This is a genomic window from Fischerella muscicola PCC 7414, assembly GCF_000317205.1.
GTDB classification, from domain to species: Bacteria; Cyanobacteriota; Cyanobacteriia; order Cyanobacteriales; family Nostocaceae; genus Fischerella; species Fischerella muscicola.
In genome coordinates, this window is sequence record NZ_AJLK01000085.1 from 21,317 (window position 1) to 47,765 (window position 26,449).

The 26,449-nt window shown below is 42.0% G+C and carries 22 protein-coding genes; 10 read left to right on the forward strand and 12 right to left on the reverse strand.

The features are described 5' to 3' along the window. Positions 1-292: 292 nt before the first annotated feature. From UYI_RS0112320 to UYI_RS0112335, 4 genes are all read right to left on the reverse strand, one after another. Complete coding sequence (locus UYI_RS0112320) at positions 293-1,282, reverse strand: hypothetical protein (protein WP_016866971.1); 990 nt, start codon at positions 1,280-1,282, stop codon at positions 293-295. A 528-nt stretch (positions 1,283-1,810) separates the two neighbouring features. Next, the gene (trpE, locus tag UYI_RS0112325; protein ID WP_016866972.1) at positions 1,811-3,331 is read right to left on the reverse strand and encodes an anthranilate synthase component I; all 1,521 of its coding nucleotides are present in this window, start codon (positions 3,329-3,331) and stop codon (positions 1,811-1,813) included. A 658-nt stretch (positions 3,332-3,989) separates the two neighbouring features. Continuing rightward, positions 3,990-4,412 (reverse strand): photosystem I reaction center subunit II PsaD, encoded by a 423-nt coding sequence (locus UYI_RS0112330; RefSeq protein ID WP_016866973.1) that lies wholly within the window; start codon positions 4,410-4,412, stop codon positions 3,990-3,992. A 161-nt stretch (positions 4,413-4,573) separates the two neighbouring features. Then, positions 4,574-6,586 (reverse strand): DICT sensory domain-containing protein, encoded by a 2,013-nt coding sequence (locus tag UYI_RS0112335; protein ID WP_016866974.1) that lies wholly within the window; start codon positions 6,584-6,586, stop codon positions 4,574-4,576. 29 nt (positions 6,587-6,615) lie between these two features. Between UYI_RS0112335 and UYI_RS0112340 the strand changes: the two genes are divergently transcribed. From UYI_RS0112340 to UYI_RS0112350, 3 genes are all read left to right on the forward strand, one after another. Next, positions 6,616-6,813 (forward strand): hypothetical protein, encoded by a 198-nt coding sequence (locus UYI_RS0112340; RefSeq protein WP_016866975.1) that lies wholly within the window; start codon positions 6,616-6,618, stop codon positions 6,811-6,813. A 911-nt stretch (positions 6,814-7,724) separates the two neighbouring features. After that, on the forward strand, positions 7,725-8,756 hold the full coding sequence (locus UYI_RS0112345) for a glycosyltransferase family 4 protein (protein WP_016866976.1): 1,032 nt from the start codon (positions 7,725-7,727) through the stop codon (positions 8,754-8,756). 938 nt (positions 8,757-9,694) lie between these two features. Then, on the forward strand, positions 9,695-11,992 hold the full coding sequence (locus UYI_RS0112350; protein WP_026085913.1) for an amylo-alpha-1,6-glucosidase: 2,298 nt from the start codon (positions 9,695-9,697) through the stop codon (positions 11,990-11,992). Positions 11,993-12,073: 81 nt separating this feature from the next. Here UYI_RS0112350 and UYI_RS0112355 read toward each other — a convergent pair whose 3' ends face one another. Together UYI_RS0112355 and UYI_RS0112360 are read right to left on the reverse strand one after the other, a co-directional pair. Further along, the gene (locus tag UYI_RS0112355; RefSeq protein WP_009456096.1) at positions 12,074-12,403 is read right to left on the reverse strand and encodes a DUF2973 domain-containing protein; all 330 of its coding nucleotides are present in this window, start codon (positions 12,401-12,403) and stop codon (positions 12,074-12,076) included. A 212-nt stretch (positions 12,404-12,615) separates the two neighbouring features. Further along, positions 12,616-12,954 (reverse strand): DUF2605 domain-containing protein, encoded by a 339-nt coding sequence (locus UYI_RS0112360; RefSeq protein ID WP_016866979.1) that lies wholly within the window; start codon positions 12,952-12,954, stop codon positions 12,616-12,618. A gap of 477 nt (positions 12,955-13,431) precedes the next feature. On the opposite strand from UYI_RS0112360, the gene thrS reads away from it, so the two are divergent. From thrS to UYI_RS0112375, 3 genes are all read left to right on the forward strand, one after another. Continuing rightward, the gene (thrS, locus tag UYI_RS0112365; RefSeq protein ID WP_016866980.1) at positions 13,432-15,282 is read left to right on the forward strand and encodes a threonine--tRNA ligase; all 1,851 of its coding nucleotides are present in this window, start codon (positions 13,432-13,434) and stop codon (positions 15,280-15,282) included. A gap of 65 nt (positions 15,283-15,347) precedes the next feature. Continuing rightward, a complete protein-coding gene (locus UYI_RS39995; RefSeq protein ID WP_009456103.1) occupies positions 15,348-15,536 on the forward strand; it encodes a hypothetical protein in 189 nt (62 codons plus the stop codon). After that, complete coding sequence (locus UYI_RS0112375; protein WP_016866981.1) at positions 15,521-15,820, forward strand: type II toxin-antitoxin system RelE/ParE family toxin; 300 nt, start codon at positions 15,521-15,523, stop codon at positions 15,818-15,820. Before UYI_RS39995 ends, UYI_RS0112375 begins: the two co-directional genes overlap by 16 nt. A gap of 349 nt (positions 15,821-16,169) precedes the next feature. On the opposite strand, the gene UYI_RS0112380 is transcribed toward UYI_RS0112375, so the two are convergent. The 6 genes from UYI_RS0112380 to UYI_RS0112405 form a co-directional block, all read right to left on the reverse strand. After that, positions 16,170-17,780 (reverse strand): NAD(P)H-quinone oxidoreductase subunit 4, encoded by a 1,611-nt coding sequence (locus UYI_RS0112380; protein WP_016866982.1) that lies wholly within the window; start codon positions 17,778-17,780, stop codon positions 16,170-16,172. Between the two features lie 279 nt (positions 17,781-18,059). Further along, on the reverse strand, positions 18,060-18,572 hold the full coding sequence (locus UYI_RS0112385) for a hypothetical protein (RefSeq protein WP_180977189.1): 513 nt from the start codon (positions 18,570-18,572) through the stop codon (positions 18,060-18,062). 76 nt (positions 18,573-18,648) lie between these two features. Next, on the reverse strand, positions 18,649-19,611 hold the full coding sequence (thrB, locus tag UYI_RS0112390) for a homoserine kinase (RefSeq protein WP_016866984.1): 963 nt from the start codon (positions 19,609-19,611) through the stop codon (positions 18,649-18,651). Between the two features lie 392 nt (positions 19,612-20,003). Beyond that, positions 20,004-20,354 (reverse strand): DUF1257 domain-containing protein, encoded by a 351-nt coding sequence (locus tag UYI_RS0112395; protein WP_009456112.1) that lies wholly within the window; start codon positions 20,352-20,354, stop codon positions 20,004-20,006. A 144-nt stretch (positions 20,355-20,498) separates the two neighbouring features. Continuing rightward, positions 20,499-22,010 (reverse strand): stress-responsive protein Ycf46, encoded by a 1,512-nt coding sequence (gene ycf46, locus UYI_RS0112400; protein ID WP_016866985.1) that lies wholly within the window; start codon positions 22,008-22,010, stop codon positions 20,499-20,501. 107 nt (positions 22,011-22,117) lie between these two features. Further along, positions 22,118-22,471 carry a hypothetical protein gene (locus UYI_RS0112405; protein ID WP_016866986.1) on the reverse strand — a complete coding sequence of 118 codons (354 nt, stop codon included), beginning with the start codon at positions 22,469-22,471 and terminating at the stop codon, positions 22,118-22,120. 218 nt (positions 22,472-22,689) lie between these two features. Here UYI_RS0112405 and UYI_RS0112410 point away from each other — a divergent pair, with 218 nt between their 5' ends. The 4 genes from UYI_RS0112410 to UYI_RS0112425 all read left to right on the forward strand — a co-directional run bounded on the left by UYI_RS0112410 (position 22,690) and on the right by UYI_RS0112425 (position 26,316). Then, a complete protein-coding gene (locus UYI_RS0112410; protein ID WP_016866987.1) occupies positions 22,690-23,247 on the forward strand; it encodes a hypothetical protein in 558 nt (185 codons plus the stop codon). A gap of 206 nt (positions 23,248-23,453) precedes the next feature. Then, positions 23,454-24,608: an NAD-dependent epimerase/dehydratase family protein gene (locus UYI_RS0112415; protein ID WP_016866988.1), complete on the forward strand. Its 1,155-nt coding sequence runs from the start codon at positions 23,454-23,456 to the stop codon at positions 24,606-24,608. A 12-nt stretch (positions 24,609-24,620) separates the two neighbouring features. Beyond that, complete coding sequence (locus tag UYI_RS0112420; protein WP_016866989.1) at positions 24,621-24,911, forward strand: hypothetical protein; 291 nt, start codon at positions 24,621-24,623, stop codon at positions 24,909-24,911. Positions 24,912-25,182: 271 nt separating this feature from the next. Beyond that, positions 25,183-26,316: a glycosyltransferase family 4 protein gene (locus tag UYI_RS0112425; protein WP_016866990.1), complete on the forward strand. Its 1,134-nt coding sequence runs from the start codon at positions 25,183-25,185 to the stop codon at positions 26,314-26,316. Positions 26,317-26,449: the final 133 nt, after the last annotated feature.

Sequence of the window (26,449 nt, forward strand, 5' to 3'; positions counted from 1 at the left end):
ACATCTCCCCCGTTCTCAACACCTTGTCATTACCCACATTTTTGTCATAGTCGAAGTTCGCACTCTGGTTTTATCCCGCCCAGAACTTCAGTTCTGGGCTAATAGCCTGAGTCCACTTAAGTGGACTGAAATTTTTGTTGAGTCTACTGAACGTAGACTTTGGCTATTAGCCTTGGAATAAATTCCAAGGCGGGATAGCAACCAAGCAAGAGATTTCAAAAATGTGGGTAATGACAAGTTATAAACACGGGGGATTTAATCACTAGGTCTTGAGAGTGAAGTTACTTTTTTACTAGGAACGAGCGAAGGCAATTTTGTCGACTGAAAATTCTGTCAGCCTTTTCATCTGTGCATTTTTGAGATCCACATTAAATAGATATTTAGTTTGCTCAGATTTGACTTTTCCAACTGCATACAGATCGCCTGACGGAGAGAAAGCGAGGCTGAATAAATCGTTTGCTAGGGCCTGTCTGTCAAAAGTCAATGGTGACAATTCGATAATTTTTCCTTTACCAGTAATTATCGATTTATTATCCAAGTCTAACTGTGCTAATTGTGTTATGCCTTCTGAATTCATAGTCGTAAGATAATATTTTCCATCAAGCGGCGATTGAGCTAAATTACTATATCGCCGATTTGGGAAAAGTTCTGGTAAAGCTAAATCAGATTCATAAGATACTTTGCCATTTTGTGGATCAACAAGCGCAAATTTAAAAGGAGGCGTACCCCCACTTTCACTGACTATGCAAATAAGTTTGTCATCTTTGGTTCCCACAACACCTTCTATTGTGTTGTTAGTCTTTTTGAATCCCGATATTTTTTTTGATTTAGGCTTCTTATCAAGCTTTTTAATATCTGTAATTAGCAATTTGGTATAGTTACCCTTCCGCGAACTGCCAACAACTACAAAAACAAAACTGCCGTCGGATAGGCTAGTAAATCCAGTTATCCGCTCAGTTGGTTCAGTATATAATGCCTTCTGGGCGCTCTCAGTAACTGTATTTGCATTGTCCACAGCTGTAGACGGAACCTCTGTAGTCGATACTTGTTGAAGAGTTGCCACATCTAAAGCCGTCACATTTATTGCTGGAGTAGTATTAGCTACATCTGTGGAATCTTGATCTTTTGCTTGCTTTCGGCCTTTGGCGGCAACTATTGCTCCGTATACTAATGTACTTGAATTCTGAGCAAAACCTTTATCTGCAAGGTTGATAATCGCTGTAGTCGCAGCACTAGCAAGTACCAACTGACCAAATTGTCGGCGTCTGATTTTTAACTTCATAATTTATTAGTACCTTGGTGTTTGAAAAATTTTTGGATATATGAAATCTGAACAAATTGTTTTTACAGTGTTTGCTAAAAGTTAGCGCAATCAATCAAAAACAATTTTTTCCATCAAAAATTTATGGGCGCATTTTCATGATCTTTTATTTACTGACCAAGTACCGTCAAATTATCCTTTAACTGAATCTAATTACTGATTCTCAAAAATTACTAGAGATGAAATTCCTTTAATTTAGTACTTGTGTACTAAATTCCTATCTGCATCAATGCATGATGAAATCGAAATGGTTTAACCAAGCAACCATCACTAATTGCTGTCAACTCCATTTATCCACAATCCAAAAGTAATTTTTGGTTTTCATTGTGGAGTATAAACAGATTAAAAAAGATCGTAGATGCTAAAGGCTATTGCTTAGTGTTATTCTAACGAACATCCCCACAAAGGATATGATTATGATCACATTGCGGAAGTAAAAATTTATGAAAAATTATACAACATTCTGTTCTTTTTCCGCATAGATTCACTTCAGCGCAAACAACGTATTGCTTCTAACAATCCTCTAGCTTTATTTAAAGTCTCTTCGTACTCTTTTTCTGGCTCTGAATCAGCTACTAAACCCGCGCCTGCTTGAACGTTAACTGTATTATGACGTACAACCATTGTCCGAATAGCGATCGCAGAATTTAATTGCCCTTCAAAATCGTAGTATCCATAAACACCAGAATATACACCGCGCCGACTAGGTTCTAACTCATTTATGATCTCCATTGCCCGAATTTTGGGTGCGCCGCTAACTGTTCCGGCGGGGAAACAGGCTTTGAGTAAATCCCATGCTGTCTTACCAGGTGCTAATTTACCAACCACATTGCTGACAATGTGCATAACATGGGAGTAGCGTTCAATTACCATTAACTCGTCAACTTTCACCGTACCGCTTTGGCACACCCGTCCCAAATCATTACGACCCAAGTCAACCAGCATGACGTGTTCAGCTATTTCTTTGGGGTCTTTGAGTAAATCATCTGCTAAAGCTATATCTTCTTGGGTTGTTTTACCCCGCGGGCGAGTACCAGCAATGGGACGCACTGTAGCCAGTAAATCCCCTTCTGGGTCACGTTCGGCTTTTACCATCACTTCGGGACTCGAGCCAATAATCTGCCAATCCTGGAAGTTGAAAAAAGCCATGTAAGGAGAAGGATTAATTTGACGCAGGGAACGATACAGGGCAAAAGGATCACCAGTGTATTCTGTCGATAAGCGCTGGGAAATTACAACTTGGAAGATATCGCCGGCTTTGATGTACTCTTTTGCCTTTTTAACGCTGTGACAAAATTCCTCACGAGTAAAATTACTCTTATACTCCTCTACTCCTACTTCTCCCACTCTCTTACTTGCTGGAGGTTTCCATTCCAGTAAGGTATTTTGCGGTGATAAGGGCAGAGATAACTTGTTGACCATTTGAGTAACACGACAACAAGCCTTTTCATAGGCTGTCTGTAAATCCACATTTAGATCACGCAAATCCGCGTAAGCCACAGCCCAAATTTTCCGCTTAACTTGGTCAAAAATTAACAGATGATCTACCTGCATCCAAACACCATCAGGAAGATTACGGTCATCTTGTGGATGAATTGGTACACGCGGTTCTATCCAATTAATTAATTCATAGCCCCAAAACCCAAATAGACCACCAATTCCCGGTGGTAGCTGGGGTAATTTAACAGGATAAAAAGGTTCTAAACATGTGGCTAAAGCTGTAAATGGATCACCTGTAAATACAACCTGAGAAGCATCACGGTGTATTTGAGTGGTCTTATCACCTCTTGCTTCTAAAATCCATAACGGGTCACAACCTAAAAAACTATAACGCCCGATTTTTTCTCCACCTTCTACCGATTCCAGCAAAAAGCTATAAGGTTGTCCAGCACAAACTTTATACCAAGCAGAAACTGGTGTATCCAGGTCTGCAACCCATTCCTGATAAACCGGAACAAAATTACCATTTTTAGCTAGTTCGGAGAACTGAGAAAAATCAGGGAAAATCATATAAATAATCAAATAAAGGGAACAGGGAACGGGGAACTCTTAACAGGGTGTGATTATGCCCTGTTTTCATAGCGATTATATGTAATTAATTTTGTAATGCTACTTACTTTGGGAATTTAACATTAAAGCTAAACTATAAAATAACACTAGCCCCACGAGCGACTGACCGTAGGGGACGATTAGGTTTTATATTTTATACTTCAGAACTTATACTACTTTATTTATTAATTCTTAATTATTCTCAGAAATAAATAAGATTGTGTCGGCTTGAATGCTTAATATTGTCGCTTAGGCTGGTAATTGGTAATTGGTGAGCCAGCGCGCAGAAGGGGGGTGCCCTCCCCCAACCCCAAAGGGGGCCCCTAGCCCCCAATCCCCACGAGCGACAGGGAGTGGGGACCGGTGAGTCCCCCATGAGCGTAAGCGCGAACCCGTAAGGGTAATTAAAATACTGATGATTTTTCCATACCCAATGCCCCATTTTCAACACAGAGCAGACGCAGAGAATAAGAGACACGGAGAACGGGAGACGTACTTGATGCGGTGACACAGAGTTAAACATGAGTTTCCCTGCCCCGTATCTTCTGTTTCCGTATCCTGTATCTCTGGTTCACTGTGTCTGCTTATATTTAGTGACCTTTCCTTAATTCATAGTGAATTAGGGAGCGTCGTAGGTAGCTGTGCCGCTGAATTTAACTTTAGAAGGACTGGGATTTTGACCGATTCTGCGATCGTTGTACCGTACTTTCTCGCGGCCTTGGTTAACCTTCTCAGGGAAGACACCATCAGCTGGATGAATGTAAGCTGTTTCCCCGTTAGGATAAATCCGGTAAATTTTGTAATCTGTGATTTTAAATTTCCGGAGTTGGCCACCTAGAGCGATACCTTGCTCTTTACGAGCTAAATATAGCAAGTTTTGTCCTTGCCGCATAATAGCAGCACCACCAGTAGGCATTTCAAAAACTTGCTCTTTAGGGCTAGTCCAAGTGATAGCGTACTTCTCTTCGACTTCTGCTTTTTTGAGCAAGCCACCAGTGCTGCCACCAAAGATGGGAGTTTGTCCAGAAAGTGTTTCTGCCATAAAGCGTCTCTCAACGTTTTTACGGCATCGTAACACCGCTGATGGGGACATATTGCGATTGTGTAAGGAACTGTAACAGTTTAGTTGGTTGGTGGTTGTTGGTTAATGGTTGTTGGGAACTAACAACTAACAACTAACAACTAACAACTAACAACTAACAACTAATAATTGACTCTTGATGGTCTTTTTTCCTGGCTTCCCTCAATGATGGGTATGGTGAAATGAAACTGACTACCCTGGTTTTTACCCTGTGATTCTGCCCAAATTTCACCGCCCCAGCCATTGACGATTTGACGACATATTGCTAAGCCCAAACCTGTACCGCCTGTACTGCGTCTGAGCGCTCCCTCTTCTTGATAAAAACGGTCAAAAACTACTTCTAAACGATTGGGTTCTATACCTCGTCCTGTGTCTGCCACAGTCACTTCGACCATCTTACTATTGTTGCGAATAGCCTTGATGGTAATTTGCCCATCTGGTGGTGTGAATTTGCAAGCGTTGTCTACGAGTTTTGCTAGCACCTCCACCAACCAATCACCATCAGCTCTGACTAAAGGCAGGTTGCTTGCTAATTCTGTTGTGATCTGGGGCAAATTTTCATCGCCTGCTAGGCGAGTACGAAGACGACTGAGTGCTAGGTCTACACACTCTTGTAAGGTTAATGATTCCGGATGCCATTCTACTCGCCCACTTTCTAAGTTGGAAAGCGTGAGGAAATCTTGAATGAGCTTTCGCATCCGTTCGGAGTCAGAAAGAGCCGTGTTGAGCATGACTTGTCGCAGTTCTAGAGGCATATCCGGTTCCGTAGCAAGGCTTTCCAAACACACTTGAATTGTGGACAAAGGTGTACGTAATTCATGACCTGTGATCGCAATCAGGTTGCTACGTGTACGGTCTAAGGCTTCTAGTTGCTGGTTAAGTTCTTCTAAGTTGGCGTAAGCTTCGGCTTGAATGAGAGCTGCCCCTATTTGAGTGGCGATCGCTTCTACCAAGTCTAATTCACCCGGATGCCAATCATGGGGAGTTTCACCACAATAGTGCAATTCTACAATCCCCAACAGTCGTCCTTGAAACAGCACTGGTTCCATCAGCCAAGAGCGAATGGCATGTCTCTCTACAATCTGCCACAATGCTTTAGAGTTAATTACCCGCGAGTCGTTGAGAGTATCGACAACTCGGACGCCTTCACTCTGAATTACCACTTCTTGGAACAGGGGATTGTTTTCTAGCGGCCAAGTTTGTCCCAAAAAAGATGAAACACCAGGGCTTAAAAACTCGTGTTCAATGATTGCTTGATCATCTGTAGCTTGAGCGCGGTAAATTAAACAGCGACAAGCACCTAAGTTTTGTCCTAGTTCTTGGGCTGCGACTGTGAGAATTTCTTTGGGATCGAGCGATCGCCTAATCGCGGTACTAATTGAATTAACTAGTCTTTCTTTACGTGCCTGGGCGGAGATAGAACGGTAGGCTTTATGCAATTTGTACTGACTCGCTTGTAAATAAGTCACCAAACGTTGCACAAATGGATCGGTGTCAATATCGCAGGCGTATTCACTCAGTAATTGCTTTGTATTTGAAGTAATCTTACGTCCTCCAATACCAAAACGCTGGCGGGCTTGCTCGATTTTATCTGTTAACTCTGGTCTGTAAACTAAAATCCTCTGCAATAATAGTTCAGCAGCTTGCAGACTTACTCCCCGTTCCGCCGTCCAAATTCCTTCAAATCTTCGCGCCGCGTCCATATCCAGACTAGGACTTAATTCTCGCAGTCGAATATTTTTGGCTAAAGAACCAAGACTTTCCCGACAAACTAAACAAGTGGCATAGTTTTGAGCGATGACTACTAAATGCCACTCTTGGCTGAGAGCATCATCTGCCTCAAAAGCTATCTTTTCGTAAAATTCCGAGCTGTTAGTAAAATCAGTTTCTGGGGCAGCTAATACGTATACCTGGTTACTTCGCTGGGCAAGCCGCTGATAGCGATGAGCTTCCTGGCGATAAAATCGCTCTCTTTGAAAGCTAGCAATAACCAAGGGCTGCTCGAGAGTAGCAGCTAAAACCTGATCCTCCATCGCATGGGACAACGCCGTTAGCGAAGCTTTGAAGTATAGTTGGGGCCGCAGGTGGGGTATAGCCTGTAGCAAATCAATCAGCACGGAAGTTGAAATGCTCATGAACGTCCTAAAGGAGCCACAATCTGGACATGATTCACGTCACAGCTGCATTGTACAAATTACAACGGACTTTCCAATCAAGCATATCGTTGCAATATGTAAAGAATGGTAAACTACTGCCAGGAGACGACGGCACACAGTGGAAGCAGAACTCTAAACAAGAAATTAGCTGTTTTTTGAGTACACAAGCTCCAGGTGCAGCTTCAGCGAAACCTGGAGTAGTTTAAGTTCACTACTATCAATTATTTCCAATTCAGCCAAAGTAAATAAAATTTACACATTTTTCCTGCTTGCCTTGATTTTGTTAGCAAAATTCTCACTATTGATAGAAGCAATTTCCCTGATCAAATTATTCTTAACATGATCAACAAGTTAGACGGTCATCTGAATAAATCACACAACGAGGGAATAAAAATTTAACTCCTCCTACACTCCTACACTCAAACCACCCCCACACCCATTTTCAAGACAGAGATCGCCAAATAATTATGTAAATCCAAGAAATAAACTCATCTAAAAAATAGTCTCAATGTCATAATTTTTCAACATTTGGCAGATATTTTTTTTACACAAAAAGCGTAATTTTACTGGCTTTTATTCCCTCTCATACTTGTATTTTTATAAAACTACTAGTATTAATTTGTAATATGTAGTCTAAGAGAAAGTTCTTATTAATTCTACTTTATACCTTTTTGAATTAGTAGAGATTGTGTGTATTTTTTTACTCTTTCTAGCTTATAAATTCAATAATTAGAATTTGTATAATCGTATTTATCATATATAAGTATATTGCTAATTGTAATTCTTCAATGTAATATAAATTTGTGTTCAAAAATAATACTGTCAAAAATCTTAAAATTATGTAATCAATTCAAATTTGTCTCACAGTAAAGCATTTTTAAGTCTGCAATTACTACTGGTAATAGTAAAAGTCTTGGTGGAGAGAAATAGCAAAATACAAATCTTTTGAAAATACAAGCAGCGGTTTAACTTGTTTCTGTCCTCAGGATTAGCAGCATTGAACATAAAGTGTGCTTGTCCTCAAGTTTGTGAAATTATGTTGGTTTGCTGCGATCGCACTAGCATAATTCACAGCAATGTGGGCAAACATGCTGACATTGACATGTTTAGGTGAAACATGAGAATTGCTCAAATTTCCCCTTTGTGGGAGCGTGTTCCCCCCTTTCGTTACGGCGGTATTGAACTAATTGTGAAGTTGCTAACGGATGAATTAGTTCGACGAGGTCATGATGTCACTTTGTTTGCTTCTGGTGACTCAATTACTAAAGCAAAGCTCTACTCAGTCCATGACAAAGCTTTACGCCTCGATCCTAGCGTTAAAGAGCCAATGATTTATGAGCAGATGTCGCTGGCTGAGGTTTATGAAAACGCACATCATTTCGATATAATTCACTCCCACGTTGGTTGTTCTGTCCTGCCTTACACCAGTTTTGTCAAAACACCCACGGTTCATACGATGCATGGGGTTTTCACGCCCGATAACGAAAAGATGTATCGGCGCTATGCTCAGCAACCCTTCATCAGTATTAGTCAAGCACAGCGAGAACCACGTTTAGGTTTAAACTATATCCACACCGTCTACAACGGTATAGATACAGCTGTCTATCCTTTTAATTCTGAACCTGTACAACCTGCTTACCTTGCTTTTGTCGGACGACTTTCTCCAGAAAAAGGACCAATAGAAGCAATTAAAATTGCCCGTGCGACAGGTCTACCTCTAAAGATGGCTGGTAAAGTTGATGTTGTTGACCAGAAGTATTATCAGGAGCAAGTCAAACCACTGATTGACGGCGAACAAATTCAGTATTTGGGTGAAATTTCCCACCAAGACAAAGTAAAACTTTTAAGTGGCGCGACTGTAACTTTGTTCCCCATTACTTGGCGTGAGCCTTTTGGTCTGGTAATGATTGAGTCAATGGCAACTGGTACACCCGTAATTGGCATGGGTTTAGGTTCAGTACCAGAAGTCATAGCGCACGGTAAAACTGGTTTTGTCTGCGATTGTCTGGAACAAATGATAGAAGTCATTCCAGATGCCATGAAACTAGACCGTCAAACTTGTCGGGAATACGTTGTTAGTCGCTTTAGCGTCGAAACAATGACCGATCAGTATGAAAGAGCTTATGAAATGGTACTCGCTCAAATCTAAGATGAACCAGCAACAATTTTAGTGGTCTGATTTAATTGTGGGGTAGCTCAGAGCTTGCATCAATTTCAGTAAGCTTCAAATCCCGCCCAGAACTTGGGTTCTGGGCTAATAGCTCAACTCCATTTTAATGGAGTGAATTTCTTTTTTCAGTCTTATGCACGAAGACTTTTGCTATCAGTCTGCGATTTATATCGCAGGCTGTTTAATTGCGACAGGTGCAAGATATTGGGTAGGTTGTTCAGTAAATATAAAGTAGGGTGTGTTACGGCTGTGTAAGGATTTGAGCGTTCAGAGATTAAGAATTAGCCGTAACGCACCACCACACCAGTGGTGTGTTACGCGTTGCTTCAACGCACCCTACACCTTAAGGTTTACTTAGATCCTGTCACCTTTTCTTTATTTTTCAGCAAGCCCTAACTAGACAAAATTACCGTGTTAACTAAACCAGCACATAATGTTGGGATAAAGTTATTATTTTTTAATAATTAAAAAAATAGATATATAAAAAATCTTTATATTTATCGCATTCTATTCATATTGGTGTCATATTAAGTCCGGATGAAGACCTCGTCCTTAAGGACGGGGTTTAACTTTATATTTCCATTGCCATGCTCCGAAGGAGAGGTCTTTGACCATCGCAATTGCTAGGTAATACCCCAATTACCTTTAAGGTTGATTGCTCAGAAATTCAAAAAGTGAATCAAAACAAACGAAAAAAAAGTTCCTGTTTTTTTGTGTTTATCTACGCAAATTTTTAATTCACTTTAGAATTATAAAGATTTAATAATCTAACTTTGATGTGTTTCTGCCCACTAGCTAAATGTGATTATCATTTATCTTTGGTAACAAAGCTCACAAAGTTTTGCTAGGGCGTCTTTTTTCCTGTTGACGCTGAACTGACCTGAAAAAATATAGATTTGTACACGGAATACTGGCTGATGACACCGGATATATTGATGACACCGGAGAGGATTTTCCTGGATGGAAAAACTTTTGTCTCCGCAGAGTTACTACCTATACCTGAATGGCCTTGTGTAATTAGTGAAAGACCGCAGTTAACGCTCACGATTAAAGATGACGACTTATTTTTAGTTACAGATACTCTGGGTAATCTTTCTGCGTGTTCTCTCGGTGATGGCAACCCTAGTATGGGGCTATTTTGTGCTGATACCCGATTTTTGAGCCGCTTAGAGTTGCAGATTGATGGGCGATCGCCTGTGTTATTAAGTAGTACTGCTGATAAAGGTTTTTCACTGTCAGTTTTATGTACTAATCCGAGAGTTGATGATCGCCTCCAAGCTGATACAGTCGGTATTCGCCGAGAAATTGTGCTAAATGGTGCCCTTTTTGAAGAATTAGAAATATCTAATTATAGCACAAGTACAATCAATTTTGAACTCAGTATCAGCTTTGATGCTGATTTTGTAGATTTATTTGAAGTTAGAGGCTTTGGCAGAGAAAAGCAAGGCAAGCTTTTACGTCTGATCGAGCCGACATTTGTAGAAGACACGGTAGTTTCTCTCGATGGTGCTTCGCCTCCCAAACTTCATCCTGCTATACCCACAGACAAATCTTTAACACTGGCTTACCAGGGTGTAGATGGTTTGGTGATGGAATCTCGCATCAATTTTCAACATCGACTACCAGACTACTTCAAAGGTTACACAGCAATTTGGCAGTTAGAGTTAGCATCTCATGAAAAACAAAAATTGGGCTATCGGGTGAATATGCTCACCAATAACAAGCCCAGTTCTACTGTCAGCGCTCCTGTAACCTTGAGTCAAGCAAAAGCTGCTGAGACAATGGAAGAACAAAACTGGGTGCAAGAAATTACACGTATTCGCACAGATGAAAAAGGTGCTGTGAATCGTGTGATTGAACGCGCCGAGGAAGATATGTATTTGTTGCGTCAGTCTTTTGGTAAATATAAGACTGTTTCGGCGGGAGTACCTTGGTTTTCAGCACTATTCGGGCGGGATTCTATCATTACAGCTTCCCAAACTTTGATGTTAAATCCCCAAATTGCTAAAGAAACTCTGATTCTTCTGTCTCAATACCAAGGTAAAGTCGAGGATGAGTGGCGCGAAGAGGAACCAGGTAAGATTCTGCACGAACTACGCTTAGGAGAATTAGCTAGGTGTCAGGAAATTCCCCATACTCCTTACTACGGTACTGTTGATGCTACGCCTCTGTGGTTGATGCTATACACCGAGTACTATGCATGGACACATGATACAGAAACTTTAGAAAATCTCTGGCCGAATGCATTGGCGGCGATGGAGTGGATCGATCGCAACATGAAAGCCACTGGCTACCTCAGCTATCAACGTAAATCCAAACGTGGTTTAGCTAACCAAGGTTGGAAAGATTCTGGTGATTGTATTGTCAATCGTAAAGGCGAATTAGCTAACGGAGCGATCGCTCTTTGTGAAGTGCAAGGTTATGTCTATGCAGCTAAAATGCGCTTGGCAGAAATTGCTAGAATGAAAAAGCGGCTGGATTTATCAGATCGTTGGCAAGAAGAAGCTAGAAATCTCAAGCTGCGATTTAACAGAGATTTTTGGATGGAAGACCAAGATTTCTGTGCTTTAGCTTTAGATGGAGATGGTAAACAAGTAGACAGTATTACCTCCAATCCTGGTCATTGTCTGCACTTGGGTATTTTTACACCAGAAAAAGCTTATAGTGTGGCAGAGCGACTGCGCGCACCTGATATGTTTAATGGTTGGGGTATTCGCACCCTCAGCAGTTTGTCACCTGCTTACAATCCGATGGGATATCACATCGGTTCTGTATGGCCCCATGATAATTCTTTGATCGCTATGGGATTGCGATCGCTCGGTTTAGTCGATCAAGCCTTGGAACTTTTTGAGGGTTTATTCGACATGACTAAAAAGCAGCCCTATCATCGCCCTCCAGAGTTGTTTTGCGGTTTCGAGCGCATCAGTGATGACAGTTCTCCTGTACAGTATCCTGTTGCTTGTACACCCCAGGCGTGGGCTACTGGCAGTATCTTTCAGCTGCTGCATATGATGGTGAATCTAGTTCCAGACGCACCCAATAACTGCTTACGAATTATCGACCCCGCTTTGCCAGAGTCAATCAATCGCCTCTCGCTGCATAACCTGCGAGTCGGCCCCACCATCCTTGATTTAGAATTCGAGCGTTCTGGCAATACCACAGCTTGCCGTGTTGCCAACAAACGCGGAAACCTCCGAGTTGTAATTGAAGCCTAGAGAAGGACTAGGGACTAGGGACTAGGGACTAGGGATGATAACTAGGTTCCTACCCAATTCCCGATCCCAGATCCCCAATCCCTAACCTTCTTCCTGAGTTTCGCTTTTTTGCCCTGGTGAAGATTCGTAAAGAGCATCAAGTTGTTGACGGGCATCATCGACGTTGATCGAACGCATTACCAACAAGGGTTCTTTGATGATGTTGCCAGAATCATCTAATAATTCTGGATGAGGTGTGAATGCTCTTCTAGATGCTACGTAGGGATAATTACCTTGATTTGCCATTGACGAGTACCTAGCTGGATAACTCCGGTCTCTATCAAAACTGAACATAATTAAATTGCGAATTAAATTCGCAACAGCTATACAAGCAAGAATTGTAAAAGCCAGAATGTAAAGCAGATGTAACATCGGGTTTTCCTCCAGAGGCAAAATTTTTAAAACCATTTATGACAACGATTTGTTTTGCCTAGTTTGAATTGAAAACTATGGCAAATAGCAAAAACTCTGTTCCTACGCCTATATTTGCGGTTTGAATCTGGGAATCAAAAACTGGTGTATAATAAATTACATAACCCCCACAAGTAAGAAATGCTGTCAAGGGTTTTATTCGCTTCAAGAACTTAAATGCCGTCTTGCTGTTGTGAGCTTGAGTTTTCAGTGCGGAAATGCATTGCTACCTTCCAGCATTGCGATAACAATTGATGCCAAGGCATTAAGGTTGCCATATCAATCCCAACTTGTCCTTCTATTGCTGTAAACAGCATCTTGGCTGTATTAACCTCTTGTTGGGCTTGCTTGACTCGCTCTAGCAAAGCAGATTGCTCCTGGCTGCTCATAAAATTAAGTTGCTCTGTTTCCAGAAAGTTACGCGATCGCGCAAACCAATACTGAAAATCATCCAGCAGTGGTTGCAAAATTGTCTTGAGCAACTCAGGCTCTGATAAATTTGAGTCTTGCATAATTGACAAGCATATTTCTAACTTTCTTACTAATATTAACGCTATTTAAGATTCTTAACATTTAAAAAAATATGTCTTATGCCATAAACTCTCAAAAAAATGTATTTTGTGCTACATATAAATATTATATATAGATCCAATATTCTTTGTACCTATCCTCAAGGCAGATTCAAGTAAAGTATTTAAATATTTCTTAAGTCTTTAGGGAAAATAGAAATAGTATTAAGTAATAACAATCAAAAACATAGCATCTTCAATTTATATAAAAAATTATTTATGAATTGGGGATCAGGGATCGGGGATCAGGAACAAGGTATTGGTGAGCGGGAATTGTTTAATTATTATTTTTCTTAATTCCCTCATCTCTAATTAATTCCCCGAGTCCGATCCCCGCTCCCTGATCCCCGCTCCCTAATTCCTCAAGGTCGCTAATATATATGTCAGTCGAAAATAACTAAATAAACCATCACTTCGCTAATGGATCAGCAGCCAATGTCGCCTTCTGAACAATCTAGTCCATCAGAACAGCCAGAGAAAAAAATTTATTTGCCGCGTACAAGTGAATCAGAAAACTTAAAAAAAATTCGTCACACCACATCCCATGTGATGGCAATGGCGGTGCAAAAGCTGTTTCCCAAGGCGCAAGTTACCATTGGCCCGTGGATAGAAAACGGCTTTTACTACGATTTTGATAATCCGGAGCCTTTTACCGATAAGGATCTCAAAGCCATCAAAAAAGAGATGGATAAGATTATTAATCGTAAACTACCAGTTATTCGAGAAGAAGTTAGTCGAGAAGAAGCTGAACGCCGGATTAAGGAAATTAACGAACCTTATAAGCTAGAAATTCTGGCGGATATTAAAGAAGAACCGATTACAATCTATCATTTGGGCAATGAATGGTGGGATTTGTGCGCCGGACCACATCTAGAAAACACCAAGGAATTAAATCCAAAAGCCATTGAATTAGAAAGTGTTGCTGGTGCTTACTGGCGTGGAGACGAAACCAAAGCACAGCTACAACGCATTTACGGTACTGCATGGGAAAGCCCAGAACAACTAGCAGAGTATAAGCGGCGTAAAGAAGAAGCACTACGACGCGACCACCGCAAACTGGGTAAGGAACTGGGGTTATTTATCTTTTCCGACTTAGTGGGACCAGGATTGCCATTATGGACACCTAAAGGAACCTTACTGCGGAGTCTTTTAGAAGACTTCCTCAAACAAGAACAAATAAAACGTGGCTATCAACCAGTTGTCACTCCTCACATCGGTAGAGTCGATTTATTTAAAACCTCTGGCCATTGGCAGAAGTATAAAGAAGACTTATTCCCGATGATGGCAGAAAACGAAGATGCAGCCGTCCATGAGCAAGGCTTTGTTCTCAAAGCCATGAATTGTCCTTTTCACATCCAAATATATAAGAGCGAATTGCGTTCTTATCGTGAGTTACCGATACGGTTGGCGGAATTTGGCACTGTCTACCGCTTCGAGCAATCTGGGGAATTGGGTGGTTTAACGCGAGTGCGGGGCTTTACTCAGGACGATGCTCACATATTTGTTACCCCAGAGCAGCTAGACAGCGAATTCCTCAACGTGGTGGATTTGATCTTGTCAGTGATTAAAACTCTCAAACTTGATCAGAATTTCAAAGCACGGCTAAGTTTTCGCGATCCGGCTAGCGATAAATACATTGGTTCTGATGAAGCTTGGGACAAAGCTGAAAGCGCCATACGTCGCGCTGTCGAAACTTTGGGAATGGATCACTTTGAGGGAATTGGTGAGGCTGCTTTCTACGGCCCCAAACTAGATTTTATCGTCCGTGATGCTTTGGAGAGAGAATGGCAGTTGGGAACGGTGCAAGTCGATTACAACTTGCCAGAAAGATTTGATTTAGAGTACGTCGCTGAAGATGGTTCTCGTAAACGTCCAGTGATGATTCACCGTGCGCCTTTCGGTTCTCTAGAAAGACTAATTGGCATCTTAATCGAAGAATATGCTGGAGATTTCCCTTTGTGGTTAGCACCAGTACAAGCAAGATTATTGCCAGTTAGTGAAGTGCAACTCGATTTTGCCAAAGAAGTTGCAGCAAAAATGAGAGCGTTAGGTATGCGGGCGGAAGTGGATACCAGTGGCGATCGCCTGGGTAAACTCATTCGCAATGCCGAAAAAGAAAAGATCCCCATCATGGCTGTGATCGGTGCTAAAGAAGTAGAAACCAACTCTTTAAGTATCCGCACTCGTGCAAATGGGGAACTAGGGACTATGCCTGTGGACGAAGTTTTAGATAAGATTAAGGAAGCTATCGCAAACTTCGAGAATTTTTAACAATGTATTAGGTGGGTATTGCCCACCTAACTATATTGCAATATAAATTAACTAGAAATTAAATTATGAGTTCTACAAAACAAAAGATACAATCTCTTTTGAACCAATTACCCGATAATTGTTCTATAGAAGATGTCCAATATCATTTGTACGTCATTGAAAAAGTCCGGCGCGGTTTAGAAGTGGCCGAACATCAAGCAACCAGAACCCAAAATGAGGCCGAAGAACGATTGAACAAATGGCTTATCAAGTAGAATGGTCTCCCAAAGCATTAGATGATGTAGAGGCAATTGCCATATATATAGCTCGTGACTCGGCTTCCTATGCTGCAACAGTTGTCAAGAAGATACTTGACACAAGTGTCAACTTAAGTAAAGAACCTTTTTCCGGTCGTATTGTACCAGAATTTGGCAACGATAACATCAGAGAATATCAGGCCTACAGCTACAGAATCATCTATCGCATTCAGGGAGATATTGTTACTGTTGCCGCAGTGATTTACGGAAAGAAGCTACTGGATAAATTTGAAATTGATTGAATAGGATTGCCTATGAGTTAAATCAAACAAAACCAAGACTTTTTTCACACTCAAGCAAAAATTAACCGGATAAATACAGACAAAAAACCCATCTGTGTTTATCCGGTATTTGCTTTGTTGATATATCAATACGGTTCAGTTCAGAAAATGGTGGTTGGTTAAGGTAGTGTTTTTAAACGCAGAGGATCGCAAAGGAGAACGCAAAGGGGAGGCAGCGCGCCCTTGGGGGTCTCCCCCGTTGTAGCGGCTGCCGTCGCGCAGAGTTAATTATAGTTGTGGGGGCGATCGCAGAATCACCCCCACTTTGTCTTTCTAAGCTTATTTAGTAGCACCAGCCCTTGTGAAATATTTAATCAGCAATATTAACCAAACTTGGAAGTTGTGAATTAGCCAATGTTGGCGCGGTAATAATAGTTGAATATAAACTTGATGGTTGTTGTTTAGCGACTACTGGTAGAAACTGACGAGCATGAACTGCTACTTCTACAGTTTTGACATCATAGGTTTGGGTTGCCAATTTGGGATAAAAACCGATACCGATGATTGGAAGCAACAAACAAGCAGTGATGAACAGTTCGCGGGGTTTGACATCAGGTACTACTGCATCCAGATGTAACTCTGTATTCTGCTTACCGTAGAAGACTTGACGTAGCATTGACAGTAGATAAATTGGAGTGAGAATCACGCCTACAGCAGAAAGTAGCACAACTACAACTTTGAAACTAGAACTGTAAACATCGCTGGTAGCAATACCCAGGAATACCATCAACTCTCCGACAAAGCCGCTCATTCCTGGTAATGCTAGAGAAGCCATTGCACCAGCGGTAAATAGAGCGAAGGTTTTAGGCATGACTTTGGCGATACCACCCATTTGATCCATCATCAAGGTGTGGGTGCGTTCGTAGGTGACACCAGAGAGGAAGAACAAACTAGCAGCAATCAAACCGTGGGAGATCATTTGCAGTACAGCACCGCTCATCCCAATTTCTGTATAGGAAGCGATACCAACTAGCACAAATCCCATGTGAGCGATCGAAGAATAAGCTAAGCGACGCTTGAGATTGGTTTGAGCAAAGGCGCAGCAAGCACCGTAGATAATATTGACTACACCTAAAACTGCTAAAACTGGAGCAAAGTAAACATGAGCATTGGTTAGCATCTCCATGTTGATACGGATGAGCGCATAACCACCCATCTTTAACAACACACCGGCCAAAATCATTGAACCGGGTGCAGAAGCTTCACCGTGAGCATCAGGTAGCCAAGTGTGGAGTGGGAATATTGGTAGTTTGACACCAAAAGCAATCAAGAAACCTGCATAAACCAGTAACTCAAAGGCTCTAGGATATTGCTTCATTCCCAGAGTTACCATATCGAAGCTGACGGTATCTCCAGAGAATGCCATTGCAAAAGCTGCTACCAAGATAAATATAGAAGCTGCGGCTGTATAAAGAATAAATTTAGTAGCTGCATAACGGCGCTTTTGTCCTCCCCAGATGGAAATCAATAGGTAGACAGGGACTAATTCGATTTCCCACATTAAGAAGAACAGCAGCAAATCTTGGGCGACAAATACGCCAAGCTGAGCGCTGTATAACGCCAGCATCAAACCATAAAATAAACGCGGCTTGTTGGTTACTTTCCAAGCCGCGAAGATTGCGAGGGTGTTAATTAAGCCTGTTAGCAGGACTAAAGGCATTGACAAACCATCTACTGCTACAGACCAGTTCAAGCCCAACTGGGGAACCCAAGGATATTTTTCTACCAGTTGAAATGCTGAACTTTGAAAATCGTAGTTTTGCCAAAAGGCATAAATCATTAAAGCGAAGTCTGTTAGTGCTACTCCTAGACCATACCAACGAGCAGTTTTGCCTTCTTTATCTGGGATGAGGGGAATGGCTAAGGCAGCCACCAGCGGCAAGATAATTATGGTTGTTAACCAAGGAAATTGAGCAATCATCACTGACAATCGTTTTTCGTTTTTACTTTTAATTACATTATATTAAGCAATTCATAGTTTTGTAAACGATATTTATCCCTATAAATCTTAAATCTTCAAGAAATTTAGTAATAAATACTCAAAATTTTTGCCAGATTCATTCTAAATGTAAAGTTTTGCTAAGTCAATAAAAAACGATAGCTCCAGCTACCGTTATAAATCTTAATATCAACTGTCTTAAGAATGATATTTGAAAAACAAGATCCCCGACTTCTTTGAGAAGTCGGGGATCTGTGTATTTCAAACAATACGGTTGACAATTGTCCAGACATCTCCGTCAGAACGGACATGGGGAACCGAGATTGTCTTGAACCCAGTAATAAATGGCTTGTAATAAACTTGCCAATACAGCGGACTCAGATCGTCAGCGCAAGCCTTCAGACTGCGTATTTCTGTAGCAAGTTCCGCAGCCAGTTCATTGATCCGCTTAGCGTGAACCTGAGCAATTTTTCTTGCCTCATCTAGTTGTTCCTGTAAAGAAAGTTGTTTGGCTTGGATTTGCCATTGCTGTAATTGGGCTTGTTTTTGTGTCAATTGAGCTTCCAAAGCAGCGATCGCATCATCTATGCCCTTGAGTTCCGCAACCAACTGGGCATTTTCACGAGCATAACGACGATAAGCTTCAGCGATTGCTTGAGGTGAATTATTTTCGGGAAGTGTGACAGTAACAGTCAAACAAGCACGTTCTTCACGCAGACCCTCAATTTGAGAGCGAAGTGCTGCAATTTCTGCCAGAATTTGCTCTATGGTCATTTTTTTGTTGTTTGTTGTTTGTTGTTTGTTGTTGGTCGTTGGTTGTTCCAAACAACTATCAACCACCAACTAACAACTAATAAAAACTTCTTGCCCCTTGCGTATCAATCCCAAGCGATCGCACCACAGGTGAAATTCCTTGCGATCGCCAAGCCGCTGACATCGCTGCCATCACTGCTTCTGATTGTTTTGTATCAGTTAATGCTAACAGAGTTGGTCCAGCACCACTAATCACCATACCGTAAGCACCCGCACCAACAGCAGCTGCATGGACAACATCGTACCCTTTTATCAGTGTTTTTCTGTAAGGCTCATGTAACCTATCTTGCAAAGCCGCCCTTAACCAATTTCCGTTTCCAGTCTCCAAACCACGCAACAATAACCCCAAATGCGCCGTATTAAAAATCGCATCTGCCCGACTCACCTGAGAAGGTAACACCTGCCTAGCCTCCTTTGTAGAAAGCTCAAAATCAGGAATCGCCACCACAGGCACAATATTCTCACACCAAGGAACCTCACAAATCTCCCACTCTTGGCGTTCTCTGCGCCTCTGTGGTTCAACTTCTACCCCCGTAGCCGCCAAACGACAACCCCCCAACAACGCCGGCACTACATTATCTGGGTGTCCTTCCATAGCGATCGCCAACTCCATCACCTGCGATTGACTCAGAGGTTCACCTGCTAACACATTCGCACCTACTAAACCTCCAACAATAGCCGTTGCCGAACTACCCAAACCCCTTGCTAGCGGTACACCCAGCTTGATCTCAATTTCTACAGGTGGCGGAGTTTGCCCCAAGTGTTGATATAACTTTACAAACGCCTGATAGAGCAAATTACTCTCGTCAGTTTGCACTCGTTCAGCTTCTGCGCCAGTGACATTTATGATCACCCCAGAAGATGAAAGCGGAGATTCATCAACATGGGTAAACTTAAACTCGTTGTACAGTGTTAAAGCAGCACCGATACAATCAAAACCCGGCCCTAAATTTGCAGTAGTTGCGGGAACGATAACAGATACAGAATCAACAGCAGCCATTGAAAAAAATTAACTAATCAATCAACCAGCATCTCACGATTTTGGATTAAGGCTTGATTTATTGAACCGCCCTTCGGCCTGACCTTAAGTAGACCTAACCGCGAGGTTTACATTACAGAGTTGTAATTCTCTGTAACCAAGGCTTGAAGGGAATTGGTAAACCTGGTAACTTTTTGGCAACTAGGTTTTGATTACAAGCAACAAAATTTTGTTATTAAAAAATCTTAAATTAAAAATGTAGCATCAAAAATAGTAAACTAAATCTATTCAACCAAACAAAAGAAGTTGCTGCAAAAAAGAAAGACTGGAAGTGAATCCAGCCGATAAAAAAGCGGGCTAACCGCTATTAACATGGTTAACCCGTGCAGCTTTGGGAACGCGCAGAAAAATTACTATTGCAATACCAACTTAACGTTGGCATTTTGCAAACCGCGCTGTTTCACTTCTGTCAAGGTCTTGTTAACAGCATACTTCTGGTTGATAGAGTTAATCAGTTCGGTCTGATTATGCTTCTTAGCAACACCCCACAGGTCTGCGATTAGGTCAAAAGAACCATCGCTGTTGCGAGACCAACCGAGGTCATATTCGCCTTCCAATACTGCTACAATGTCAGCACGAACACGCTGACCGTTGTAACCGCGAACATCAGCTTCGGTCTTTACGCTAATACCAAGGTCGCGCAGGGACTGCTTGAGGATTTCAGCGTCGGTAATTTTGGTGCGCAGAGTGCTAAAATGAGACATTTGGGTTTCCTCCAAAGAGAGTAGAGAAAAAGGACAACAGTTTGGTTTGTTTTGAGAGTAAGCCGCGTTTAGCAGAACGCGGTTTCTTTATTCAGCTAGCCTTTAGGACTAGCTCTTCCCCCCTGCTTTGACAGGGGAAAGCTTTTAGAATTCCATTCGCTGATATTCAGCAATGGAAGCTGCTGCGGGTCGCGCACGCTGTCTAGCCCAATCTCTGAGGGCTGTAACCTGTTCTTGCATCGTCCGAGACAGCGGCAGTGTCGCTTTCAGTGCAGCAATAATATCTAATTGGGTGAACTCACGATCTTGGGCGAAAGCTTCGTACATCGCTGCCACGATCGCCTGTTCAATTTCCGCCCCAGAGAAGCCATCAGACATTTTAGACAACTGTTCTAGGTCAAACCTAGAGATGTCTTCCCGGCGCTTATGTAGGTGGATCTTAAATATATCTTGCCTTTCTTCTGGTGTGGGCAGATCCACAAAGAAAATTTCATCAAAACGACCTTTCCTTAAAAATTCTCCTGGTAATCTTTCCACTCGGTTGGCAGTTGCCATGACAAATACCGGGGATTTTTTCTCTTGCATCCAGGTAAGGAAAGAGCCAAATATCCTGCTAGAAGTACCACCATCAGAATCAGAAGAACCTGTACTACCAGCAAAGGATTTATCTAATTCATCGATAAATAATATTGCAGGGGAAATAGATTCGGCGGTTTTGAGGGCGTTGCGTAAGTTCGCTTCTGAACGTCCTACCATTGAGCCATCATAGACTCGTCCCATATCTAACCGTAACAGTGGCAAACCCCAAAGTCGAGATGTGGTTTTAGCAATTAACGACTTACCACAACCTGGAACACCAAGGATTAACATTCCTTTTGGTTGAGGCAAACCATATTCCCGCGCTCTTTCTGTAAATGCGTTGGAACGCTGTTTTAGCCACTTTTTCAATTCTTCCAAGCCACCAACAGCATCAATGGTTTCATCTTCTTCTATGTATTCTAATATACCATTGCGCCGAATTAATTGCTTTTTCTCTGATAAAACTATATCAACTTCTTCTTCTGTTAAGCGTCCAGTTGTGACTTGGGCTTTGCGATATACTTTTTCCGCTTCGTCCTTAGTTAATCCTAACGCAGCTCTGAGAAGTTTTTCCCGCGCCTCTGTTGCTAGCCGTCGCCCACGATGATTGTCTATATGGTGAGTCAAAACTTTGTTCAACTCACCCATATCTGGAAGGGGAAAGTCTAATACGACTACTTCCTTTTCCAATTCGATGGGTACTTGCTGCATCGGTGACATCAAGATGATGTTCTTTTGCGTGCCTTTGAAGCTAGCGATCGCATCCCGTAAGGATCTTGTTGTCGCAGGCGCATCTATAAAAGGATGTAAATCTTTAAGAATAAATATACCTGGTTCTCTTTGCCGGATAATCCAATCAATCGCCGCTTCTGGTGAAACAGTATTATGCTGACCTACATTCCGGGGTTGACCATACTCCACGATGCCGTGAGTTACTGTCCAAACGTACACTCGCCGTTGTGGTTTTGACGATTGAGCGATTGTAAAGATTGCCTGCTCAGCCCGCTCTTCCTCGGAGGTCACAAGGTAGATTAAAGGGTATTGAGCTTGAATGAGGATGTTGAGCTCTTCTTTCATACATCGACCTACTTGAGACCTTTTACAGAAACTCTAGACATCGCAGTTGGCAAAGATGGCAGAATTTTAGGAATTCATAACGAGTTATGTATTCACAATTCTGAGACTTAGCAAGGAACTAACTCTTCCTCACCTTTGGGATGGGCTTGTTCCATCTCTTCCACTGTCAGATGTTCTTGATTGCTACTAATTACTCCCGGTTGTTTGCCCAAACCAACCAATTCACCATCACGTATAACCAATGAGCTTTCACAGTTAGGACAGGTGTAAACTCTATGAGTTTTTCCGTAGACAGCTACTTCATCAACTAGCTCCGAATTTGCCAGGTAGAAAACGAGGGCGCGTTCGGCAAGATCCGACATAGGTTCTGAATCTATAGCTGAACGTATTTTCAGTTTTCTGTGTAGTTCTGGCGACAAATACAAAGTAACCTTTTGCTTATTAGCTTTATTAGCTTGCATAACTCTGTTAACGGTCTTACCCGGGTATGTATCTTACGATATCTACTCCTCTTTGGCTTGTCAAGACAGCAAGACGCCTTGACGTCAATATCTTAATATTTATTTACATAATCGGTGGCGTAAGGTTTTGCGCCCTAAGAATAGGTAGTGGTAAAAAAGCAACAACATCTCAAGAGTATTTAGTGAGATACCCATAAATTCCCTCTTCCAGCTAATTAATGAAAGCCTTTACTCCTCGCACATTTTGTCTTCTACCTCCTATCTCCTGCTTTCAGAGGAGTGTAAGATACTTTATTTACGCGATCGCCTTATCTATAGTTCTGGGAGGTTGTACAACAACACCTGGTTTCCACAATTCCAATCACACTTGGAAAACCTATAGAAATGCCCGATATGGCTTTGAATTTCCCTATCCCGGCACCTGGAAATCTTTGCCATCAGACAACGCCGACGGCATTGTTTTTATTTCCCCAAGAAATAACGCTGTAGAGATTCGCAGTTGGGCAGGAATGCAACTGCCAGAAGATATAACTCAAGACAAAACAGGCAAAACATCAATAAATCCTAACTTTACAACTGCCCAAGGAGTATCTGGAGTGCTGACGGTAGAAGTCAGGCAACAAGAAAGTGTAATGACACTGCAATTAGTGCAAGGACAACTGAAATACTACTGGCAGGGAAAAGCACCCAGCCCAGAATTTAGTAGCTATTACCGCTTTTTTTATTACATCGCTAGTAGCTATAGAATTAGTCAAGGGTCAACGATAAAGAGTTAGTGGTTTGTGGTTAGTGGTTGATTGTTGCTTGTTGTACCAGACGTGCCATGGCACGTCTGTACAGTGGTTAGTGGTTACAACTTCCGACTTCCGACTTCTGACTTCCCCCTTGTCCCCGATCCCCGATACCCTATCCCCAATCTTCATGGTCTAGAGGTGACACAAACCTGGTAGATTTAGCTATCAGCGAGTAAAAACAGGTGAAAATGAAAGTCCTGGTTATTGGTGGCGATGGCTATTGCGGTTGGGCAACCGCGCTTTATCTTTCCAATCGAGGTTACGAAGTTGGTATTTTAGACAGCTTGGTGCGGCGGCACTGGGATAATGAATTAGGTGTAGAAACTCTAACCCCAATCGCACCAATTCACCAACGCATCCAACGTTGGAAAGACTTAACTGGTAAAACCATCGATTTGTTTGTTGGTGATATCACTAATTACGAGTTTCTCCAAAAAGCCCTGCATAAATTTGAACCAAATGCGATCGTGCATTTTGGCGAACAGCGTTCAGCACCATTTTCGATGATTGATCGCGAACATGCTGTCATGACGCAAGTCAATAACGTTGTGGGTACGCTGAATTTGTTGTACGCGATGAAAGAAGATTTCCCAGAGTGCCATTTGGTGAAATTGGGAACAATGGGTGAATACGGTACACCCAACATAGATATAGAAGAAGGCTATATCACCATTGAACACAACGGACGCAAAGATACTTTGCCTTATCCCAAGCAACCTGGTTCAATGTACCACTTAAGCAAAGTTCACGATAGTCACAATATCCACTTTGCCTGCCGGATTTGGGGACTAAGGGCAACAGACTTAAATCAAGGTGTGGTTTATGGCGTCCTCACCGAAGAAACCGGGATGGACGAACTGTTAATTAACCGCCTAGATTACGATGGTGTGTTTGGAACAGCGTTGAACCGTTTCTGTATTCAAGCTGCAATTGGACACCCCCTAACTGTTTATGGTAAAGGTGGACAAACGCGGGGATTTTTGGATATTCGGGATACGGTGCGATGTATTGAACTGGCGATCGCTAACCCCGCCCAACCTGGCGAGTTCCGTGTGTTTAACCAATTTACTGAACAATTCAGTGTCGGTGACTTGGCGATGATGGTGAAAAAAGCCGGGAATGCAATGGGGCTAAATGTAGAAGTTAATAACCTAGATAACCCCAGAATCGAAAAAGAAGAACACTACTTTAATGCCAAAAACACCAAACTGTTGGATCTAGGTTTACAACCTCACTATCTCTCTGATTCCCTGCTTGATTCTCTATTGAACTTTGCTGTCAAATATCAAAATCGAGTCGATAAAAACCAAATTCTGCCAAAAGTTACTTGGCATCGTAAATAGCAAAGCATGAATATGCGATCGCTTGTTCTGTTTGTGTTTGTTGTGTTGCCTGGTGTGGCATTTAGTAGCATTAGTGTTTACTATCTGTTTCCTGAATGGACAACACTGGATGCAGCCCATAAAAATTATCAACAAGTGGCAAAGTCCCCATCTGCCAAGGTGGGTGACTTATTCATTTCCCAAGCCGCAGAAAACAGACACAGAATCAATTGCTTTGCTGAAGGAGTCGGAGTTTTGTTAGGTGTGGCGATCGCAGCCATTGGCATTCATGGCATCTGCACCCTGCCTAACAAAGCATCTTAACCATGCCAATTTTAGATTTTGGATGAGTCAATCTAAAATCCAAAATTGATTAACTTCAATCATACTTAAAACACAGGGTAAAACCTGAATGAGGCTGGTTAGACAACCCTATTTAACTCAAGTTAGTTGCTGACCGAAAACTGGTCGTCATATTCTTGCACAGTATGACGACCAATCTGTTGTTTATACAACAGTTTACGCTGTAAGTAATGCTGGAATTGCCCAGAAGCTGGAATTATCTGAACACCCTGCCTGTAGTGAATGATATTTTATGAGGATTGCTCTATTTACCGAAACCTTTCTGCCCAAGGTTGACGGCATTGTCACACGCCTACGTCATACTATTGAACATTTACAACGCAGTGGCGACGAAGTACTAGTAATTTGTCCAGATGGCGGTATTACAGAATACAAAGGAGCCAAAATATATGGTGTCTCTGGCTTTCCGCTACCTCTGTATCCTGAGTTAAAAATGGCACTACCACGCCCAGCCATTGGTCAGATTTTGGAACAGTTTCAGCCAGATATTATTCATGTGGTTAATCCAGCTGTTTTGGGATTAGCTGGTATATTCTATAGCAAGGTGCTTGATATTCCCTTGGTGGCTTCTTATCATACCCATTTGCCTCAATATCTCCAGCATTACGGTTTAGGAATGCTAGAAGGGTTACTGTGGGAATTACTTAAAGCAGGCCACAATCAAGCAGCTTTAAATTTATGTACCTCTACAGCAATGATGGAGGAACTCACAACCCACGGAATTGAAAGAGTAAACTTGTGGCAACGGGGAGTAGACACAGAAACATTTCATCCTAGCTTAGTCTCTGAGGAAATGCGATCGCGTCTATCCCAAAATCACCCAGATAGCCCCTTGTTATTATACGTTGGACGTCTTTCTGCTGAAAAAGAAATTGAGCGCATCAAACCCATACTAGAAGCTATCCCCGCAGCCAGGCTCGCATTGGTGGGAGATGGGCCCCACCGCCAAGCTTTAGAAAAGCACTTTGCCAACACAAACACTCATTTTGTTGGCTACCTAGTTGGCAAAGAATTAGCTTCAGCTTTTGCTAGTGCCGATGCCTTTATCTTCCCTTCTCGCACAGAAACATTGGGTCTAGTACTCCTAGAAGCAATGGCGGCAGGATGTCCAGTAGTAGCAGCCCGTTCTGGCGGCATTCCTGATATTGTAACAGATGGTGTCAATGGATACCTATTTGCCCCTGATGCTGGTGATGAAGGTGCGATCGCTGCTACCCTGCGCTTACTAGAAATGAAACAAGAACGAGAATCTATTCGTCAAAATGCCCGCCGAGAAGCTGAACGCTGGGGATGGGCAGCTGCCACCCGTCAGTTGCAAGATTACTATCAAAAGGTAATTTATTCTGAATTACCGAAAGCAGCGTAATCCGATTTTAGATTTTGGATTTTGGATTTTGGATTGGGATTCATGTAGTAGTTAATTGTTGATTTCTGATTACTATAAAACATTAACTATAATCTGGTTACTAGTCCAAAATCTAAATCTAAAGTCTAAAATC